General features: G+C 58.3%; 18 protein-coding genes and 1 pseudogene. 13 read left to right on the forward strand and 6 right to left on the reverse strand.

The genetic code is table 11. The features are described from left to right. Positions 1-125: 125 nt before the first annotated feature. The 6 genes and pseudogenes from GSQ77_RS25720 (at position 126) to GSQ77_RS25745 (ending at position 5,150) form a co-directional block, all read left to right on the forward strand. Positions 126-1,034 (forward strand): DUF2235 domain-containing protein, encoded by a 909-nt coding sequence (locus GSQ77_RS25720; RefSeq protein ID WP_254067836.1) that lies wholly within the window; start codon positions 126-128, stop codon positions 1,032-1,034. Next, positions 944-2,152, forward strand: a pseudogene (gene tssF / locus GSQ77_RS25725) (type VI secretion system baseplate subunit TssF); the annotation flags it as partial. The gene GSQ77_RS25720 and the pseudogene tssF, both read left to right, overlap by 91 nt. Continuing rightward, positions 2,149-3,261, forward strand: a complete 1,113-nt coding sequence (tssG, locus tag GSQ77_RS25730) for a type VI secretion system baseplate subunit TssG (RefSeq protein WP_158906115.1) — start codon at positions 2,149-2,151, stop codon at positions 3,259-3,261. The pseudogene tssF and the gene tssG, both read left to right, overlap by 4 nt. Positions 3,262-3,274: 13 nt before the next feature. Next, complete coding sequence (gene tssJ, locus GSQ77_RS25735) at positions 3,275-3,784, forward strand: type VI secretion system lipoprotein TssJ (RefSeq protein ID WP_158906117.1); 510 nt, start codon at positions 3,275-3,277, stop codon at positions 3,782-3,784. Positions 3,785-3,919: 135 nt separating this feature from the next. Then, the gene (locus tag GSQ77_RS25740) at positions 3,920-4,456 is read left to right on the forward strand and encodes a hypothetical protein (protein ID WP_158906119.1); all 537 of its coding nucleotides are present in this window, start codon (positions 3,920-3,922) and stop codon (positions 4,454-4,456) included. Between the two features lie 166 nt (positions 4,457-4,622). Further along, positions 4,623-5,150 carry a GNAT family N-acetyltransferase gene (locus GSQ77_RS25745; RefSeq protein WP_158906121.1) on the forward strand — a complete coding sequence of 176 codons (528 nt, stop codon included), beginning with the start codon at positions 4,623-4,625 and terminating at the stop codon, positions 5,148-5,150. A 39-nt stretch (positions 5,151-5,189) separates the two neighbouring features. On the opposite strand, the gene cueR is transcribed toward GSQ77_RS25745, so the two are convergent. Then, positions 5,190-5,618: a Cu(I)-responsive transcriptional regulator gene (cueR, locus tag GSQ77_RS25750; protein ID WP_158906123.1), complete on the reverse strand. Its 429-nt coding sequence runs from the start codon at positions 5,616-5,618 to the stop codon at positions 5,190-5,192. An 830-nt stretch (positions 5,619-6,448) separates the two neighbouring features. Here cueR and GSQ77_RS25755 point away from each other — a divergent pair. The 6 genes from GSQ77_RS25755 to GSQ77_RS25780 all read left to right on the forward strand — a co-directional run bounded on the left by GSQ77_RS25755 (position 6,449) and on the right by GSQ77_RS25780 (position 13,797). Further along, entirely contained in the window at positions 6,449-6,748 is a 300-nt protein-coding gene (locus tag GSQ77_RS25755; protein ID WP_158906125.1) for a hypothetical protein, read from the forward strand. Between the two features lie 81 nt (positions 6,749-6,829). After that, positions 6,830-7,195 (forward strand): hypothetical protein, encoded by a 366-nt coding sequence (locus tag GSQ77_RS25760; protein ID WP_158906127.1) that lies wholly within the window; start codon positions 6,830-6,832, stop codon positions 7,193-7,195. 90 nt (positions 7,196-7,285) lie between these two features. Next, complete coding sequence (locus tag GSQ77_RS25765; protein WP_174246492.1) at positions 7,286-8,683, forward strand: TolC family protein; 1,398 nt, start codon at positions 7,286-7,288, stop codon at positions 8,681-8,683. Further along, positions 8,676-10,232, forward strand: coding sequence for an efflux RND transporter periplasmic adaptor subunit (locus GSQ77_RS25770; protein WP_158906129.1), 1,557 nt, complete (start codon positions 8,676-8,678; stop codon positions 10,230-10,232). Before GSQ77_RS25765 ends, GSQ77_RS25770 begins: the two co-directional genes overlap by 8 nt. Beyond that, the gene (locus GSQ77_RS25775) at positions 10,229-13,447 is read left to right on the forward strand and encodes an efflux RND transporter permease subunit (protein ID WP_158906131.1); all 3,219 of its coding nucleotides are present in this window, start codon (positions 10,229-10,231) and stop codon (positions 13,445-13,447) included. The genes GSQ77_RS25770 and GSQ77_RS25775 overlap by 4 nt, the downstream gene beginning before the upstream one ends. Then, on the forward strand, positions 13,444-13,797 hold the full coding sequence (locus GSQ77_RS25780; protein WP_158906133.1) for a copper-binding protein: 354 nt from the start codon (positions 13,444-13,446) through the stop codon (positions 13,795-13,797). Before GSQ77_RS25775 ends, GSQ77_RS25780 begins: the two co-directional genes overlap by 4 nt. A gap of 32 nt (positions 13,798-13,829) precedes the next feature. Here GSQ77_RS25780 and GSQ77_RS25785 read toward each other — a convergent pair whose 3' ends face one another. From GSQ77_RS25785 to GSQ77_RS25805, 5 genes are read right to left on the reverse strand one after another with little or no spacing between them, the layout of a single operon-like run. Then, the gene (locus tag GSQ77_RS25785) at positions 13,830-15,065 is read right to left on the reverse strand and encodes an MFS transporter (RefSeq protein ID WP_158906135.1); all 1,236 of its coding nucleotides are present in this window, start codon (positions 15,063-15,065) and stop codon (positions 13,830-13,832) included. Between the two features lie 18 nt (positions 15,066-15,083). After that, positions 15,084-16,151, reverse strand: coding sequence for an ACR3 family arsenite efflux transporter (gene arsB / locus GSQ77_RS25790; RefSeq protein WP_158906137.1), 1,068 nt, complete (start codon positions 16,149-16,151; stop codon positions 15,084-15,086). After that, complete coding sequence (locus GSQ77_RS25795; RefSeq protein ID WP_158906139.1) at positions 16,138-16,659, reverse strand: arsenate reductase ArsC; 522 nt, start codon at positions 16,657-16,659, stop codon at positions 16,138-16,140. Before GSQ77_RS25795 ends, arsB begins: the two co-directional genes overlap by 14 nt. Beyond that, the gene (locus tag GSQ77_RS25800; RefSeq protein WP_158906141.1) at positions 16,656-17,102 is read right to left on the reverse strand and encodes an ArsI/CadI family heavy metal resistance metalloenzyme; all 447 of its coding nucleotides are present in this window, start codon (positions 17,100-17,102) and stop codon (positions 16,656-16,658) included. The genes GSQ77_RS25795 and GSQ77_RS25800 overlap by 4 nt, the downstream gene beginning before the upstream one ends. Continuing rightward, positions 17,099-17,431, reverse strand: coding sequence for a helix-turn-helix transcriptional regulator (locus GSQ77_RS25805; RefSeq protein ID WP_158906143.1), 333 nt, complete (start codon positions 17,429-17,431; stop codon positions 17,099-17,101). Before GSQ77_RS25805 ends, GSQ77_RS25800 begins: the two co-directional genes overlap by 4 nt. A gap of 224 nt (positions 17,432-17,655) precedes the next feature. On the opposite strand from GSQ77_RS25805, the gene GSQ77_RS25810 reads away from it, so the two are divergent. After that, positions 17,656-18,537: a MurR/RpiR family transcriptional regulator gene (locus GSQ77_RS25810; RefSeq protein WP_254067790.1), complete on the forward strand. Its 882-nt coding sequence runs from the start codon at positions 17,656-17,658 to the stop codon at positions 18,535-18,537. The last annotated feature ends 65 nt before the right edge of the window (positions 18,538-18,602 follow it).

An 18,602-nucleotide genomic window follows, 5' to 3' on the forward strand; every position in this document is an offset into this window, starting at 1 on the left:
CTGCAAACTCGTTCCGCCTTTGCCCGATAGAGGAAAGAAAATTCATGTTGGATGATACCCAAACTCCCGATCAAGCTGGACATAGGCTGCTTACAGAAGCAGAGCGTCTGCAGCGTGCTGCGGCGATGAATTGCGTCGACCCTGCTAAAAAACCTGGCGTTGCTGATTGCTCTCAATCGCTCTGGATTTCGCTATTTTTCGATGGCACGGGTAATAACCTGGACGACGATACGCCTCGGTTAAAACATAGCAATGTGGCCAGGTTGTACCTAACGCATGCACAGGATGACGACAGCAGCGGGCGGTATCGGATCTATATCCCCGGTTTGGGTACACCTTTCCGCGAGATTCACGAGAACACGGGAAGCGCCCTTGGGGGTGCCTTTGGGGCTGGTGGAGAAAGGCGCCTGCAGTGGGCACGGGAAAAGTTCGATCAGATAATAGCGAAAGCGAAAGCTCGTGCGACGAACCCGAAACATCAGATTCGGATGATAAACGTGGCGCTGTTGGGCTTTTCCAGAGGCGCCGCGTGCGCACGTGCCTTTGCGGTTCGCCTTGCGGCGGAATGCAAGCAACAAGGTGAGGGATGGCAGTGGCGCGAATATCCGATCCGCCTTTACTTCATGGGCTTGTTCGATACGGTCGCATCGGTTGGCTTGCCCGCAGGTGCGAAGGCCTGGGACCATAGTCCGCCGCTCCAGGCTGCCACTACCATAATCGCCCCGCCTATGAGTCTCGCGCTGATGGTCGCGCCAAAAAATGGACACTACGATTGGGGGAAGCAGCTCAAGATTCCTGCGATGGTGGAGCAGTGTGTCCACTACGTCGCCGCACACGAAGTGCGTGACTCGTTTCCTTTGGACTCGGTGCGCGACGGAACGCAGTATCCAGCGAACACGGTTGAAGTGATGTATCCCGGCGTTCACTCGGATGTTGGTGGGGGATACACCTCGCACTCACCCGCCAGGTCGACTCGATCGCGTGGCGTATTCCCGAAGTGCGCGACGGCGAAGCGCTGCCACTCACGGGCGTGACAATCGAGCCCGCAGGCTTTTCAACCGAAGAACGTCTATGGCCAAAAGCGGAAAGCGCGTTCTCCGGCTATCAGCTGTTGCTCGAATACTTTACGTTTCGCGAGAAATTCCTGTTCATCGATTTGTGCGGACTCGATGTGGCGAAGCTACCAGTGAATTCAACCAGCTTCGAACTGGAGATCCTGCTTCAGCACGCTTATCCGTCAGACCAGCACTTCACCGCGGAGAACCTGCGCCTCTTCTGCACTCCTGTCATCAACCTGTTCACGCTAACGGCTGAGCCAATCCGGGTTGACCACAGCGAGACGGAATATCGCGTTGTTCCTGCAGGCCATCGGGGCGAACATGTCGAAACCTATTCGGTAGACGCGCTCGTGGCATTCGATCACGAGTTCGCGAAGCGATTCGAGTATGTCCCGTTCTCCACGTTCCGCCACCGCGGTGGCATGCTGCGCCACGAAGCGCCGGAACGCTACTTCCATACTCGTGTGCGGCAGGGCGTCACCGGCCTGCACGACACCTGGGTCATTCTCGGTGGCCACGCCTGGGAGACGATGGAGGATCTACCCGAAGAAAACTTATCGCTGAACATGACTGGCACGAACGGCATGCTGCCGAGAAAGGGTCTGCGTGAAGCGAGTATCAATGAGTTGGGCGGTACCGCAACGAATGTTTCCGCCGTGCGTAATCTGGCCGCACCGACGTTGCCGCTGTATCCACCGACTGGCGACCGTTTCCAGTGGCGGGTGCTCTCGCATCTCGCGCCGAACTTCCTGTCGATGATGGACGCCGAAGTGCTGCGCGGCGCGCTTGCACTGTACGACTGGACCGGCGACGAGCTCAATCGCCGGCGTCTTGCGGGCATCCTGCATGTGTCAGAGGAGTTGCTCGAAGAGGTGTCGGGCGGCTCGGTCGAACGAGGCGTGCTGATCGAGGTGACGCTCGACAGTCACGCTTTCGCAGGGGAGGGTGACGTGATGCTGTTCGGTGAACTGCTGCATCGCTTCTTTGGTCTGTATGCCGAAATCAATCTATTTACGAAGCTCGCGATCGTCAGCCTGCCAACGCAAGTTCGTACCGAATGGCCGCGCAGCAAAGCGTTGCGCTCCCCGCTATGAAGCCGCGCGATCTGCCAGATATTGAACCGCTTGTGGCATCGCTGCTCGCGCGTGCGCCGACGATGAGCTTCATGCAGCTTTGCCAACTGCTTGAAATGCGCGCGACAGACAATGCCGGCTTCGGCACACGTGACACGCCCGAGCACGAGCCTGTTCGCTTCAGGCCTCAGCCGCGCGTGGGTTTTCCCGCAGGCGAAGTGGCGTCGGTGGAGTTTGATGACGGGTCGGGCGCATTCGGGGCCACCACCGCGCCGACCGTGCGTACGACGTTCCTGGGACTGTATGGCGTTGATGCCGCGATGCCCTCGCACATGATCGACGACATCGTGCTGCGAGAGGAGGGGCACGAAGCGGTCGAGGCGTTTCTCGACCAGTTCAATCACCGTATCGTGACGCTGCTGTATCGCGCTTGGAAAAAATATCGCTATCCAATCGGCTTTCGCGCCGGGGGCACCGATGCGCATTCGCGCAATCTGCTGTGCCTCGCGGGTTTCGGTTGGGGCGAGAAGCCGATGCGCGCAGGACTGCCCGCTTCGCGTGTTCTCGCGCTGATGGGGCTGCTGATCCAGCGTACGCGCACGCCCGAGGGACTCGCCGGTGTCGTCGCTCTGGCGGTTCCGGGCGTCGAGGTACGTGTTGACGAGTTCTACCCGACGCTCAGGCGTGCGGGAAAACCGCAGCCACTCGCGTCGACGGGCAGGGTCGATGGTACGCGGGAAAAAGGCAAGCGACACGGCCTCGGTGGTGGCTATGTGCTTGGAGCGCGTCTTGCGTATCGCAGCCGCGCTGCGCGTGTGACCTTGTGGCCGGCTAACGCCGAGCAGGCGCATGACCTGTTGCCCGGTGCTCGACTCCACGGTGAACTGATGGCATTTCTGCGGCTTTATGTCGGCACCAAGGCTGACGTGTTCCTGCGTATGGAAGTGTCATCCAAGCTCGCGCCCGCACCGCGGATCGGCTCAGCGTCTGCCGGTCCGGCGCCGCGCCTGTCGTGGACCACTGTTCTGCCCTCTGAGAGCGTACAGCTGATAACCATTCCACTGGGATGCTACGAGGTGTTTCCCACCCTCGCGCCCAATCCGTATCTTGATCCCGCACTTACATCCTGAATCCCGAGTTCCCATGTCCCGATCTTCAGTTTTTATCGCGCTCGCATCCAGTCTGCTGCTGTCTGGTTGCGGCGCTTGGCAGGCCGCATCCGATACGACTTCGAGCGCGTATCACGCGGTGCTCTTCAAACAGGTCAAGGTGCTGGACGTCGAGCTGACAGCGCGCGGGTCGATTAATCCGGATGAGACGAACCAGCCTTGTTCGGTTTCGGTGAGCGTGTATCAGCTCAAGGACCGAAAGCTCTTTGATGCAGCGTCCTACGACGACCTGTTGAAGAACGACAAAACCGTGCTCGCGCAGGACTTGCAGGCGAACGTCGCTAAGGTGGTCGATCCGGGGGCGTCCGCGAGCCTTTCGCAGCCGATGCGGCCCGACACGAAATACGTGGCGATCGTCGCGTTTTATCGTGATCCAAATTCAGACCACGCTTGGCGTCGTGTGATTCCTAAGAAGAAGCTTTCCGCGAATGCTCCGCTGAAGGTTGAACTGATCAGTCGGGAGCTGGTTGCGGCTACTGAATGAGAATGAGCTCCGTGGTGGACGATCGAGGGGACGGTTCAGGCGAAAGATCGATCAAGCGTACCGTCCCTCGCGCTGCTCTGGACGTGACGAATTGAATGTCGCCAGTGAAAAATATATTTGAAAGGTAATCCAATTATGAACAAAAATGAAGTGCGAGAGAAGGTAACGAAGATGCTTTCCGCTGGTGAAAAGAAGCAGGACGTCTTTGCCGGTTTATCTGGGAAGGGCGTCAAGGATCGCGTTCTCGCCTATTTGATCGCATCGCATGTCGATCTGCGACGCTGCGCGCAAAACAGGATATATCGTAGAATCGCAATCGCTCTTGCCTACTTCCACGTAGTGGGCGCGGTTGACGGCGGCCATATCGTGGCTGAGAGGTCGCTACCAATAGGACTGGTATTTGGAGCAATTTCGCTCTTGTTCGCCGCACTGTTCGTGTGGGGATTCTCGAAGAACAAAGCTGGCGTGTACAACGTGTATCTCATACTCGCACTGATCCAATTTCCGCTTCGATTCCTGGGCCTTTCAGAGAATCCCCTTACGATCTCAGCGATCATCGCGATAGGCATGGCGATGATCACGTATGTGTGGTTTGTCCGCCAGCGGTTGTTCCCCGACCTTGGCTTTATAGGCGCCAGGAAGGTCGACGGCCGGTACGTATTCTCAGACTGATCAACGTCAACTCGCGGTCGTCGAAAGAACGTCAGGACGTAAAAAGCTTTCTGCGGACACTCCGCCGAAGGTTGAACTGACCAGTCGGGAACTGGTTGCGGCCGCTGACTGAGAGTAAGCTCGTGGCGCTGACAATTCTTTTTATCAATGATCTTGGGGGAAGCGGGTGATCGATAATGTGAACGTGCGCCGCGTCGGCGCAGACGAAGCGGCGGCTTGCCTGGAGGCACTTGCCGATGTACTCATTGACTGCGTCGAAGGCGGAGCCTCAGTGAGTTTCATGTTGCCGATAGCACGTGATAAAGCTTTGGCGTTCTGGCGCAAGGTCGCGGATGGTGTGGCACGCGGCGAGCGTGTACTCCTCGTCGCGGAGGACGGAGGCGGGCAACTGGTTGGTACTGTGCAGCTCATTACCGCACAGCCGGAGAACCAGCCGCATCGCGCAGATGTCGCGAAGATGCTCGTACACCGTAAGGCTCGACGCTGCGGAATCGCTCAGCGTCTAATGGTAGCAATCGAGCACGCTGCGCTGGAGGAAGGCAAGAGTGTGCTTGTGCTTGATACGGTGACCGGCGGTGATGCCGAACGACTCTATGAACGGGCAGGCTGGCAGCGCGTCGGAGTGGTGCCAAAATATGCGCTGATGCCTGACGGCGAGTTCTGCGGGACAACTTTCTACTGCAAGCAACTCTGATTGATATGGCGGACCCGAACGGCTACTGGCGTCGGCTCTTCAAACGCCCGCTTGATCTTGATGCAAGAGCCTTCCCGCATCAACTTTGCTCATTCCATCCAAAATCGGGCAACATGGCCGATCATCGCCGGAGCAACGCTGAGCTAGCTCGACGAGCGTGTCACGCATTTCGGCCAGCTCTGCGATCTTGTGATTGAGGTCATCGATGTGTTCCACCGCGATCGCTTTGACCTCGGCGCTCGTGCGATGCTGGTTTTGCCATAGACCAAGCAAGCGCCGAATGTGCTCGATTGAGAACCCCAGGCTGCGCCCTTGTCGTATGAAACGCAGCACATGGACGTCATCTTCACTGTAGATTCGATATCCGGAGCCGGTGCGCCCAGCAGTTTGCATCAGATCTATGCTTTCATAATAGCGAATCATCTTGGCGGAGACGCCGGAAGAATTGGCAGCTTGTCCTATATTCATGCAACACCTTGGATAGGTTGGATTAGATCGCAACGTGTATTCGAACGCTGATCGCGCGGTGTTACCCCCCACGACTCAGCGTCATCGCGCATTCAATGATCCAACTGTAAAGCTTCCAGTTGTTGGAAGGTCAAGGCGTTATTTTTTGATTTCTCGATATTTTTTTGATTTCGCCTCTTGACATTGCCATCGTGGGAATGGCTACACTTCGTTCCATTGTCCTGATACTCAACCAAGCAAGCTGAACAGAAATGATGCGCCGCCAAGCTAACCGTGCGATTACCGCTGTAATGGTAATCATTGCTCTGATCTTCAGTCAGATGTGGATCTCGGCATACGCTTGCGCAACGGTGCAGCAACCGGTTTCTGCTAGCCCAATTATTTCTACCGTGCTGGCGAACCCTCATAGCGATATGAGCGATCACCATGAGAGTGCGATTTGCAATGCGCACTGTGATAACACGGCACAGCCGACTCACGCCGACCAGCCCAGTCCGCCGCCACTCTTATTGTTGCCCGTAATCTGGGGCCACTCCGCAATCCTGGTGTTCGCGAATCAACCGCAAACGCCCATTCGCCTTGAGCCGATTTTGATCTCGGCGCCTCCACCTGCCCGCATTCTGTTCCAAGTCTTCCGCATTTGATCCAATCCCTATGACGGTTGTCGTGCTTTGCGCAAGCTAGCACGCGACAGCGCTCATCCGTATTGCAATTTCCGTTCCGAACGCCTTACCTGCGCGATCCAGCATGCGTTGCTAGAGCAACCATCTTGAGCCGCGTGGCATCAACTTGGCACTCAACTTACATTTTTCTGAATTTAGGAAACGATCATGAAAACGACTACTTTATTGAATCGAGCTCTCTTTGCCACCGCACTCATCGCGGTGTCCACCGTGGCATTTGCTAATGGCGGCGGCAGTGGTCCTCGCGGCGCACACAATGCCCCCTATCCGTATGCAGACTCGCGCTCGAACCTACCTAGTGCACAAGTGGTTTCGATCAAGCCAGCCATTGCGCAAGCGGGAGCACAAATGCAACAGAAGACGCATGCCGAGGTGCACCAGGAACTGCTTGATGCAGAAAAGAGCGGTGAGTTTGCGCGCATAAAAGTGGCTTACAAAGGCCATTGATCAATCATCGCCGTTCGCGCCGAGATACAGCGGGCGGTGATGCAGATACCAAACCATTGTGATTACGCTATACTTTTCGCGATGAAGATTCTCCGGACACTCCTCGTTTTGCTGCTGTGCGCTGTGCTGCCCCTCAGTGGGCTGGCAGCTAGTGGCTTGACCGGGCAGTGTCCGATGATGCAGGCGGCCATGGTTAGCGATGACGGATCGGCGATGTCTGCCAACATGACCGACTGCGACGACATGAAATCGACCTCTGTCGGCAAAATCAAAGGTTCTCTATGCAAGGCGACGGCCCAATGCCAGATGGGTAGCCTGTATCACCCGGTTGCCGTCCCGGTGGCGCATCGCCCGACCGGATTATTCAGTCCCATTATTTTCCACTACACGCAGTCGCTGATCGTCCATACCCCGGACGGACTCTGGCGACCGCCGCGCACGCTCTAACTCCGTTTCTCTGGTACGCCGCATTCACGCGGTGATGTCGTCCTGCTTCAGGACGTGGGTCCTTATGGGACTCGACCATTCGGGGTACACATGCATTTCCCACACTTTACGTCGGTCTACCGACGTGGGCCGCTGCATTGCCTGGCCATAGCGGCGCTCTTGATGTTCGCCGGTAGCGCGGCGCAAGCTCAAGCTCAAGCTCAAGCTCAAGCTCAAGACACAGGCTTGACACTCGACGCGGCGCTGCAAATAGCGACCGGTCGCTCTTCCTTGATTCAGGCAGCGCAAGCCTCGGTTCGCGGTAGTTCCGATGTAGTTATCAAAGCTGGACAACTGCCCAATCCGACCTTGAATCTGAGCGTCCAGGATCTGCCTATCAGTGGACACCAGGCTTTCACCATTGGGCAAGATAACTTCACGATGCGCGGCATCGGCATCCAGCAGGAATGGGTGTCCACGGAAAAACGCCGATTGCAAACCGCGCTGGCGAATCGTGCGGTAGACCGCGATAAATCGACTTACCTCGAAAGAGTCGCCGATGTCCGTCAGCAAACGGCCATGGCGTGGCTCAACGCCGTCTATGCAAAAAAGGCCGTCGCCTTGGATGCAGCACTCGTAGACCATCTGGGCCAGGAATTGACCACAAGACAGGCGTCGTATCGCGGTGCAAACGGTACCGCAGTGGATGTCGCTCAGGCCAACCTGACGCTGGGCAATGCACGTGATGAGCTGATTGATGCGCAGCAAAACGAGAAGACGGCGTTGATTGCTTTGTCACGTTGGACGGCCGGCAACGTGTTGGAGGTCGCCGGCGACCCACCGGAATTGGTGTCGCATGTGTCCGACTTAAGCGCCGCGCAACTCGCTCAAGTGCAGCCTGCATTGATCGAAGCCCATTCCGCCATCTCGCTGGCCGATGCCGACACCGACGTCGCGCGCAGCAATCGAAATCCGAATTGGACCTGGGGGCTGACCTATTTCAAGACCGGCGGAAATTTTCCGAGCTACGTGTCGCTCGGCGTTTCGATTCCCTTGCCGATCAACCGTAGCAACGTCGAAGATCGCGACGTCGCCCAAAAAGGGGAGATGGGTACGCAAGCACGACTCACTTATGAAGACACCGAGCGACAGGTTCTCGCCGATATCCAAAGTTTGACCGCAAAGCTCGCTAGTGGTCGAGAGCGACTAGTCAATCTGAAGCAAACCGTTCTGCCCGCTGCGGCACAGAAAGTGGAGCTAGCCAATGCCGCCTATCGGTCCGGTACCGGCACGCTGGCCGATGCATTGGATGCCAGGCACGTGCAACTCGAAACGGACCTTCAGGTGTTGAACTTGGAGCGGGAGGTTTCGCTGACCTGGGCGCAATTGGAATATCAGGTTGTGCCGCCCGATCTGGGCGCGATCAATGACGAAGAAAAACGTGACGAAGCAAAACATGACGGAGCGGCACATGACGGAGCGGCACATGACGGAGCGGCACATGACTAAACCTTCTCTTCCCAGCACGTTGCTCGCGCTGCTGGTCGGCGCAATGTTTGCCGGCGCGGGCTATTTCGTTGGCATTAACCGCTCCTCTGCATCGGTTTCGGGCGCACCCATGACATCCGCATCCAGTGATGGCGCCACACCTGAGAGCGGTAAAAAAGTACTGTATTGGCACGACCCGATGGTCCCGCAGCAGCATTTCGACAAACCGGGGAAATCCCCCTTTATGAATATGCAACTCATGCCGGTCTATGCCGACGAGAGCGGCTCGGACGGCATCAAGATCGATAGCGGACTGCAACAGAATCTGGGCATACGCTATGCCAACGTGCGCCGCCAAGACACGCCTGTCGCATTCAATGCCATCGGCACCACCCAGTTTGATGAATCGATGGCTGACGTGATTCAGGCCCGCACGACCGGCTATATCGACCGTTTGTACGCCAATGCACCCATGCAACGGGTTGCGAAAGGCGCACCGGTCGCGTCGATCTTTGTGCCGGACTGGCTGGCGCCCCAAGAGGAATACCTGGCACTGAAGAAGGGCGACATGGACGACGGTCTGCTCGAAGCGGCTCGCGCTCGCATGCGTGCGATGTCGATACCGGAAGGTGTGATCGCCAGCCTGGACCGAACCGACAAGGTGCAAACCCACGTCACATTGTCTGCGCCAGACGCCGGTGTGCTCACCGAACTCAATGTGCGTGAGGGCGCCATGGTCGCGCCGGGTCAGACCTTAGCCAAGGTCGCTGGCCTCTCAAAGTTGTGGCTGATCGTGGAAATTCCGGAATCGCTTGCCTTGCAGGTACAGCCCGGTTTCGCGGTCGATGCGACCTTTGCGGGCGACGCGTCTCAACACTTCTCCGGCCATATCCGGGAAATTCTGCCGGGGATCAGCACCGATAGTCGAACCTTGCAGGCTCGCTTGGAAATCGACAATGCCGGACTGAAACTCACGCCCGGTATGTTGATGCGTGTCCAAATCAGCGGGGCGAAGTCTGTGTCACGCCTGCTGGTGCCGTCTGAAGCGGTGATTACCACCGGTAAGCGCTCCATCGTTATCGTCAAAAACAGCGATGGGCGTTTGCAACCGGCGATAGTCACGGTCGGCAACGACACGGGCGAAAACACCGAGGTGACGAGCGGACTAACGGAAGGCCAGCAAGTCGTTGCGTCCGGTCAGTTCCTGATCGACTCCGAGGCGAGCTTGCAGTCCGTGTTGCCGAAACTCGAAGGAAGCGTGGCGCTTGGCGCGGCAGCGGTTGCGCCAGTGTCTGCCTCGGCATCTGTCCAGGCATCGGCTTCCGAGCCCGGTGTTGCACCAACCTATGAAACGACCGGCAAGGTCGAAAAGATCACGACCGGTGACATCACGTTCTCACATCAGCCAGTGCCGGCACTCGGATGGGGCGCGATGACCATGACATTCGGCAAGGCATCTCCCACGGCCTTTCCGGACATCACAGTTGGTGAGGCCGTGCATTTCGTTTTCAAGACGTCGGACGACGGATACCAGTTAACCAAGGTCGAACCGGCCGGAGGTGCGAAATGATCGCGCGCCTGATTCGCTGGTCGATTTACAACCGGTTCCTGGTCTTGCTGGCGACCGTGCTGATTGCCGCCTGGGGCGTTTATTCGCTCAAGGAAACCCCGCTCGATGCGTTGCCTGATCTATCCGACACCCAGGTCATCATCAAGGCCTCGTACCCGGGCAAGGCGCCGCAGGTGATCGAGGATCAAGTGACGTATCCGTTGACCACCACGCTGCTCGGCGTGCCGGGCGCGAAGACAATTCGCGCGTACTCATCGTTTGGGGACGCGTTTGTCTATGTCCTGTTCGACGACAAAACGGATCAGTATTGGGCACGCTCGCGCGTGCTCGAATACCTAAGCCAGGTTCAAAGCCGCCTACCGGCCGGTGCCACTGTCTCGCTCGGCCCGGATGCAACCGGGGTGGGTTGGGTCTACGAATACGCGCTGGTCGACCGCACCGGAAAGCACGATCTTGGACAACTTCGCGCGCTCAACGACTGGTTTCTCAAGTTCGAGTTGAAGGCGGTGCCGGACGTATCGGAAGTGGCCTCTATCGGCGGCATGGTGGAGCAATATCAGGTCGTGCTGGACCCGGACAAGCTGAGAGCCTATGGCATTGCGCAGGCGACCGTCGCGCAGGCGCTCGACAAGGCCAACCAGGAATCGGGCGGATCAGTCGTCGAGCTTGGCGAATCCGAATACATGGTGAGGTCATCCGGGTATCTGCACACGCTGGACGACTTTCGCAACGTCGTGCTGCGCACCAACGATGCCGGGACGCCGGTGCTGCTCGGCGACGTCGCGCGAATCCAGATCGGTCCGGAAATGCGGCGTGGCATTGCTGAGTTGAATGGCGAGGGCGAAGTCGCGGGTGGTGTGATCGTGATGCGCTCCGGCAAGAACGCGTTGACCACCATCGATGCGGTAAAGGCGAAATTCGCCGATCTCAAGAGGTCGTTGCCGCCCGGTGTCGAGGTGGTGACGACCTACGACCGCTCGGAATTGATCGAGCGCGCGGTGGACAACCTGAAAGACAAGCTGATCGAAGAGTTCATCATCGTTGGCATCGTCTGCGCGATATTCCTGTTCCATTTGCGCAGCGCACTCGTTGCGATCCTGTCGTTACCGCTGGGCGTTCTGGCCGCGTTCATCGTGATGCGTTATCAGGGCGTCAACGCCAACCTGATGTCGCTGGGCGGCATTGCGATAGCGATCGGTGCAATGATCGACGCTGCCATCGTGATGATAGAAAATGCGCATAAGCATCTGGAGGCGTACGACCATAAGCACCCGGGCATGCCAATCACGAATGCCCAGCGATGGGAGTTGATTGCACAATCGGCGGCCGAGGTTGGGCCGGCCTTGTTTTTCTCGTTGTTGATTATTACGCTGTCGTTCATCCCCGTGTTCTCGCTCGAAGGCCAGGAGGGCAAACTCTTTGCGCCACTAGCGTTCACGAAGACCTACACGATTGCGGCAGCCGCCGGATTATCGGTGACGCTGGTGCCGGTGTTGATGGGCTATCTGATCCGCGGCCGGATTCCGCACGAGAATGCCAATCCGATTAACCGCGTACTGATACGCCTCTATCGGCCGCTGCTTGAGGCGACGTTGCGCCGGCCGTGGGCTGCGATCGGTTTGGCGGTCGTGGCGCTCGCGCTCACGGTGATTCCGTTGTCGCACCTGGGCGGTGAATTCATGCCGCCGCTGGATGAGGGTGACCTGCTGTATATGCCGACCGCTTTACCCGGTATCTCGGCAGACAAAGCCGCCGAGTTGCTGCAGCAGACGGATCGTCTGATCAAGACGGTTCCCGAGGTGAAAACCGTCTTCGGCAAATCGGGCCGTGCCGACACCGCGACCGATCCGGCACCGTTCGAGATGTTCGAGACCACCATCCAGTTCAAGCCACGCAGCGAATGGCGTCCCGGCATGACACCTCAGAAGCTGATCGATGAACTCGACGCGCGAGTCAAGATCCCCGGCTTGTCGAATGTCTGGGTGCCGCCGATACGCAATCGTCTGGATATGCTGTCGACGGGCATCAAGACGCCGGTGGGCGTGAAGATATCGGGCGGCGATCTCGGGCAGATCGACAAGATCGCGACGCAGGTCGAGTCGGTCCTGAAGAACGTCCCCGGTGTCACGTCGGCGCTGGCGGAGCGTTTGAACGGCGGGCACTACATCGACGTCGACATCGATCGGTTGGCCGCCGCACGCTATGGCATGTCGGTGACGGACGTCCAGTCCATCGTGTCATCGGCCGTGGGTGGGGATGACGTCGGCGAGGTCATCGCGGGTCGCGAGCGCTTTCCGATCAATATCCGGTATCCACGCGAGATCCGGGACTCGGTCGACAATTTGCGTCAGTTGCCGGTTGTCACGGATCGCGGCGCGCAGATTACGCTGGGAGATGTCGCCGCCATCAAGATCTCCGATGGCCCACCGATGATCCGTAGCGAGAACGCGCGATTGTCCGGCTATGTCTACGTCGACATTCGTAATACGGACCTGCAGTCGGCGGTGAAGGCGATGCAAGTTGCGGTCGCGCAACACGTTGTGCTGCCTGCCGGTTATTCGATCGCCTGGTCCGGTCAGTTCGAGTACCTCGAACGCGCGGAGGCCAAATTGCGCACGGTGATCCCCGTCACCTTGGTGGTCATCTTCGTATTGCTGTTCCTGACCTTCAACTCGGCCGCCGATGCCGCGTTGCTGATGTCGACCGTGCCCTTTGCACTGGTCGGAGGCTTCTGGCTGATTTGGATATTGGGTCATGCGGTGTCGGTTGCCACTGCGGTGGGCTTTATCGCGTTATCGGGTGTGGCGGCCGAATTCGGCGTCGTGATGTTGCTCTACCTGAAAGGCGCGCTCAACCGCCGGCTCGAGGAGGGTGAGCCGTTCACCGACGCAACGCTCGTCGACGCGATTCGGGAGGGTGCGGTGCTGCGCGTCAGACCGAAGGCGATGACGGTCGCGGTTGTACTGGCGGGTCTCATCCCGATCATGCTCGGTCATGGCTCCGGCTCGGAAGTGATGCAACGCATCGCCGCACCGATGGTCGGTGGGATGGTGACTGCGCCGCTCCTGTCGATGTTCATCATTCCGGCGGCTTGGCTTCTGCTGCAACGCCGACGTCTTGCCCGCACGAAAACAAACGCTAAAGAAACGCTTCAACCTCATGTAGTACCCACTGGCACGCTTGTGCCGCAATCTCACTCTGGAGAAACCCAATGAAGAAGTTAATCACCCTGTCCGTTGTGTTCTGCACCGGTCTCACGCTCGCCGGTACCGCGCTGGCAGCGGACGATATGGCCGGTATGAAGATGGACGGCAGCCCAATGAGTGCCATGGCGCCGGATAATGCGGCGCTCACCGATGCAGTAGTCAAGAAGGTCGATCCGTCGACCGGTATGGTGACGCTTCAGCATGGCGCGCTGAAGAACATCGGCATGTCGGCGATGACGATGGCCTACAAGGCCAAGGATACGGCTATGGTCAAGCAGGCCAAGGAAGGCGAGAAGGTCAAAGTGCGCGTTGAAGACGTTGGGGGAACCTTGACCATCGTAAAGCTCGTCAAGCAATAAACGTTCGCGGCTACATGGAGCTGGAGCGGCACCTACTGACGTATGTGCCGCTTATTAGCGAAGCGCATCGCCATGACGAAGGCGGTAGCCGAGACGAGCGATACCAGTAGCACGGTCCATTCGACTAGGAGATAGTTGCTGTGGATCGCCCAGATCGCGGCGGCGGATATCGGCGCGATACCCTTTGCGATGTTCGACGGCATCGAGAGCATCCCGCTCACCGCCCCATATCCTTCCGTCCACATCACGTCCTGCACGATCGTTCCGCGCAGGATCGTCATCATGCCGTTGGCGCCCCCATAAATGATTGCGAAGAGGATCAGCAAGGTTGGCGAGATGCCGGCACACATCAGAATGGCAACCGAGGCGGGGAAGGCGATTGTGATCACGATACCGACGATCGACGGCCGCACATTGCGGCCGACCGTGAACCACAGCACGCGCGCGAGAACTTGCGCTGGGCCAATTGCTGCCATCGTGATCAAAATCAGTGCCGGTGGCACGCGCCGTTCTGTCATGAGAGGCACGAGGTGGAAGGTCAACGCAGCGAACGTCGCGTAGTAGGCAGTGAAGCACACGGCAAGCGCCCAGAAGGTCGGCGTCCGAAGCGCCCGCTGCGTAGCTTTCGCATTGACTACCTTGAGCGCAGCCTTGTGATACGCAGCATTCTCACGCGGTGCGTCACGACCAATGGCGACAACGTGAAGTGGCAGGCAGATCACCAGATTGGCCGCAGCGAGCGCGAGAAGCGCGCCTCGCCAGCCAAACCAGTCGACGAGGCCTTGTGTCAGCGGTATGAAGACGGTGCTGGCGAAGCCAGCCACCAGGGTTATCAGCGTGATTTTTGTGCGAAAGCTGCCCGGAAAATCGCGTGTGATGATGGCGAAAACCGGATCGTATAGCGTCGCAGCCATCGCAATGCCGAGGCCGACCCACACGACAAACAGCGTTGCCAGGCTATGCGCCTGTGACCACAGCGCCAACATTGCCGCAGCGAGCACCGACCCCCAGACCATAACGCGCCGGCCGTGGCCATGATCGATCCAGGTGCCGATCGGGTAGGCTGCGAGCCCCGAAACCAGCAGACCGACCGAGAGCGCCGCATTTGTCGAGGTCCGGCTCCATCCCATCGCATGCTCCATCGGCACGACGAAGAGGGAGAACGCGTAATAGATCGAGCCCCAGGAAACGAGCTGCGCTGCGGCGAGCGCCCATGTTGTGAGCGTACCCGCGCCAGCATCCCGCTTTGCTATGGTCATTGTCGGCATCGAGGCACCCTGGTCGTCTCAGCGAGCCTTCGCTTCGTACCACTGCTGCGAGCGATTGACGATAGCAACGACAAGGAGCATTACCGGCACCTCAATGAGAACGCCGACAACCGTGGCTAGCGCTGCACCAGAATGAAAACCGAACAGGCTGATTGCCGTGGCCACCGCGAGTTCGAAGAAGTTGCTTGCCCCGATCAAACTGGACGGCCCCGCAACACAATGCGGGACGCCAAGACGGCGATTCAACAGGTAGGCGAGGCCGGAGTTGAAAAATACCTGAATCAAAATCGGCACAGCCAACATGGCGATCACGAGCGGTTCATTGATAATCGCTTGTCCTTGAAAGGCAAAGAGCAATACCAGTGTCGCGAGCAGCGCGCAGATCGAATACGGACCGAGACGGGCAACGGTTTGGCGGAAATGCACCTCACCCTTCGTGAGTAGTCGTCGCCGAATCACCTGGGCAATGATGACGGGCACGACGATATAGAGCACAACCGAAATAATCAGCGTATCCCATGGCACAGAAATCGCTGACAGACCGAGTAGTAGCGCGACCAGCGGTGCGAAGGCGACGATCATAATGGAGTCGTTGAGCGCCACCTGCGATAGCGTGAAATACGGATCGCCTTTGCAAAGCTGTGACCAAACAAACACCATCGCCGTGCAAGGGGCCGCAGCCAGTAGGATCAGGCCAGCGATATAGCTGTCGAGCTGGCCGACGGGTAGCCATTGCGCGAATACATGCCGGATGAAAATCCAGCCGAGCAATGCCATCGAGAACGGTTTGACGAACCAATTCACGAACAGCGTTACGCCGATGCCGCGCCACTGGCTTTTAACCTGCGTCATCGCGGCAAAATCGATCTTGACCAGCATTGGAATAATCATCACCCAGATCAGTACGCCGACGGGGAGATTGACCTGGGCCACTTCCATGTGACCGATAGCCTGAAAGAGCTGGGGGAGCACCTGCCCGAAGAGGATGCCCCCAATGATGCAGAGGGCCACCCAGACCGTCAGGTAGCGCTCGAAGAAACCGATGGCGGGCCGTGCTTCTCCTGTTGCGGCATCAATGCTGCTCATTCGATTCCTCGGCAGGTTGCTCTCCTATCGCGCGCATTTCGCGCTGGATCGCGTTCCCGTCAAGCACGTGCAGCGGGAGGTTCACGAACTGGCTCACGCGGCTCATGATTTGCCGATAGACCTTGCTGAATATCTTGCGCTTGTCGTCATCGCTACCTTTGAAAGCTGCTGGATCTTCAAAACCCCAATGCGCAGTCATCGGTTTGCCCGGCCAAATCGGGCAAACTTCCCCTGCGGCCTGATCACAGACCGTGATAACGAAATCCATATGTGGCGCATCCGGCGTCGCAAATTCATCCCAACTCTTACTGCGCAACTGAGACGTGTCATAGCCTACCGCCTCGCATCGTTCTATTGCGAACGGATTGACCGCACCTGAAGGATGGCTGCCGGCGCTGTATGCGCGAAACTTGCCTTTTCCCAGCACATTAAACAATGCTTCAGCCATGATGCTGCGCGAGCTGTTTCCCGTGCATAGAACGAGAATCGAATAAGGCTTGTCGCTCACGTGCAGCTCCCGACGGATGCGGTTGGCGTACAGCATGCGGCTGACGGTTGCGATTGCTCGTGCGACTGACCATAGACGGGCGCAGCATCAAGCGTTCGAAACGTTTCCCAAGCGACGCCTTGCGGATCAATCGTCCATGACTTATTTGATCGGGCGTAGCAACAAGTGGTATCTGTTTGCGTTTGAACCGGCAGTTCCGCCGCAGAGAAGCGTGCATTCATTTCGACTAGCTCCGCGTCGGTTTCAACCTGAATGCCGATGTGATCGACGCCCGGTTTCGCGCCACGCTGAGAGATCGCAAAATTTACAGCAGGATCGGTCAGCTCCCATTTACAGTAGTCGCTCTTGAGAACCATGGGCTCGATGTTGCCGAACATGGCGCTGTAGAACCGAATACTGTCGTTCAGGTCTTCGACCGCGATATGGATATGCATGCGTTTCATGGTGTGTCTCCACAGCAGTTGGGAAGATCGCTCGCCGTACAAGCTGCGCCGGCGCAGCAGTTTTCCGTCAGAAATCCAATCAAACCTGTCATCGCGCCAAAGTTTGCCGTGTAGATGACGAAACGGCCTTCCTGCCTAGGCTTCACCAGCTCAGCGTGTGACAGATCCTTCAGGTGGAATGACAGGCTTGAGGGCGAAATTTCCAGCCGCTGCGCGATTTCACCGGCAGCCATACCCTCGGGGCCAGCGACCACCAGCGCGCGGAAGATGGCGAGGCGCGAGTCATGGGCGAGCGCGCTTAGAGCGCGTACAACGAGATTTGAGTCCATGACCAAAACAATATACGGATCGATTCGACATTTCAAGTATTATCGAAATATAGTCCTCGGTCCCGCACGTAAAGCTCGGTGGCGATGCTTAGGAAGAAGTCTCTGGCGGCGTCGCATATCCAGGGCCATATGCATCGTATTATCCTTATCATTCTCGCGCCCATCGGCGTCGGCCTAGGTCAGCAATGGCCGCGCCCTCCCGACGCACCCACCAAGGAAACCGTGTGGCAAACGAAAAAGCAGCGCCGGCCGGCGCGATCACCGTGTCGGCCATCCTGTCGCGCATCGAACAGCTTTATCCGACCTACGGCGCAGCTAGCCGGCGCATCGCAGATTTCATCCGCGAATATCCGCAGGAGGTCGTGCATATGTCGGTGAGCGAGGTGGCCGAGCGAGTCCGCGCGAGCGAAGGCAGCGTCGTCGGTTTCTGCAAGATGCTCGGCGCGAAGGGGTTCCTGCAGTTGAAGATCGTGCTCGCGCAGGAAATCGTGCAGCCGGTCCAACTGATTCACGAGGACCTCGCGCGCGGGGATGGCACGGCTGCCGTGATCGCGAAGATCTTCAGCTCCAACGTCCAGGCGCTGCGCGAAACCGAGGCGACCCTCGACGTGCATGCACTCGAACAAGCCGTGGCGGCGATTCGCAGCGCGAAGCGCATCGAAATCTACGGTGTCGGCAGTTCGGCGCCAGTCGCCGAGGACGCGCACTACCGCCTGCTGCGTATCGGTCTCGATGCGCGGGTCGCGGTCGATCCGCATATCCAGGCTGTCAGCGCGTCGCTGTGCGATTCGAGCGTAGCCACGCTGACCATCTCGCATTCCGGCGCAACCCACGAGACGGTTGCCACGACCCGGCTGGCGAAGGAAGCCGGCGCGCGCACGATCTGCATCACCAACTTCGGACGCTCGCCGATCCATGCGTTTGCCGACATCGTTTTAACGACGATGGCGCGCGAGACGCAGTTTCGCACCGAGGCGATGGCAAGCCGAATCGCGCAGTTCGCGATCGTCGACACCCTGATCGCCTGTCTCGCGCTGGCGGATTACGAGCGCTCCGTGGACACAATCCGCCACACGTTCGACGTACTGTCGCTCAAGCGTTACTGAGCGTGCCCCGGCCGGCCATCGGCGCGGAACAGGGGCGGCGCGAAAGCCAAATAGAAAACCCAAAA

The organism is Burkholderia sp. L27(2015), assembly GCF_009765705.1.
Classification (GTDB): domain Bacteria; phylum Pseudomonadota; class Gammaproteobacteria; order Burkholderiales; family Burkholderiaceae; genus LMUX01.

What these genes read in the sequence shown, in the direction of transcription:
- GSQ77_RS25720 (WP_254067836.1), top strand. Translation starts at nt 126, where the DNA reads ATGAATTGCGTCGACCCTGCTAAAAAACCTGGCGTTGCTGATTGCTCT.
- tssG (WP_158906115.1), top strand. Translation starts at nt 2,149, where the DNA reads ATGAAGCCGCGCGATCTGCCAGATATTGAACCGCTTGTGGCATCGCTG.
- tssJ (WP_158906117.1), top strand. Translation starts at nt 3,275, where the DNA reads ATGTCCCGATCTTCAGTTTTTATCGCGCTCGCATCCAGTCTGCTGCTG.
- GSQ77_RS25740 (WP_158906119.1), top strand. Translation starts at nt 3,920, where the DNA reads ATGAACAAAAATGAAGTGCGAGAGAAGGTAACGAAGATGCTTTCCGCT.
- cueR (WP_158906123.1), bottom strand. Translation starts at nt 5,618, where the DNA reads ATGAATATAGGACAAGCTGCCAATTCTTCCGGCGTCTCCGCCAAGATG.
- GSQ77_RS25755 (WP_158906125.1), top strand. Translation starts at nt 6,449, where the DNA reads ATGAAAACGACTACTTTATTGAATCGAGCTCTCTTTGCCACCGCACTC.
- GSQ77_RS25760 (WP_158906127.1), top strand. Translation starts at nt 6,830, where the DNA reads ATGAAGATTCTCCGGACACTCCTCGTTTTGCTGCTGTGCGCTGTGCTG.
- GSQ77_RS25765 (WP_174246492.1), top strand. Translation starts at nt 7,286, where the DNA reads ATGCATTTCCCACACTTTACGTCGGTCTACCGACGTGGGCCGCTGCAT.
- GSQ77_RS25770 (WP_158906129.1), top strand. Translation starts at nt 8,676, where the DNA reads ATGACTAAACCTTCTCTTCCCAGCACGTTGCTCGCGCTGCTGGTCGGC.
- GSQ77_RS25775 (WP_158906131.1), top strand. Translation starts at nt 10,229, where the DNA reads ATGATCGCGCGCCTGATTCGCTGGTCGATTTACAACCGGTTCCTGGTC.
- GSQ77_RS25780 (WP_158906133.1), top strand. Translation starts at nt 13,444, where the DNA reads ATGAAGAAGTTAATCACCCTGTCCGTTGTGTTCTGCACCGGTCTCACG.
- GSQ77_RS25785 (WP_158906135.1), bottom strand. Translation starts at nt 15,065, where the DNA reads ATGCCGACAATGACCATAGCAAAGCGGGATGCTGGCGCGGGTACGCTC.
- arsB (WP_158906137.1), bottom strand. Translation starts at nt 16,151, where the DNA reads ATGAGCAGCATTGATGCCGCAACAGGAGAAGCACGGCCCGCCATCGGT.
- GSQ77_RS25800 (WP_158906141.1), bottom strand. Translation starts at nt 17,102, where the DNA reads ATGAAACGCATGCATATCCATATCGCGGTCGAAGACCTGAACGACAGT.
- GSQ77_RS25805 (WP_158906143.1), bottom strand. Translation starts at nt 17,431, where the DNA reads ATGGACTCAAATCTCGTTGTACGCGCTCTAAGCGCGCTCGCCCATGAC.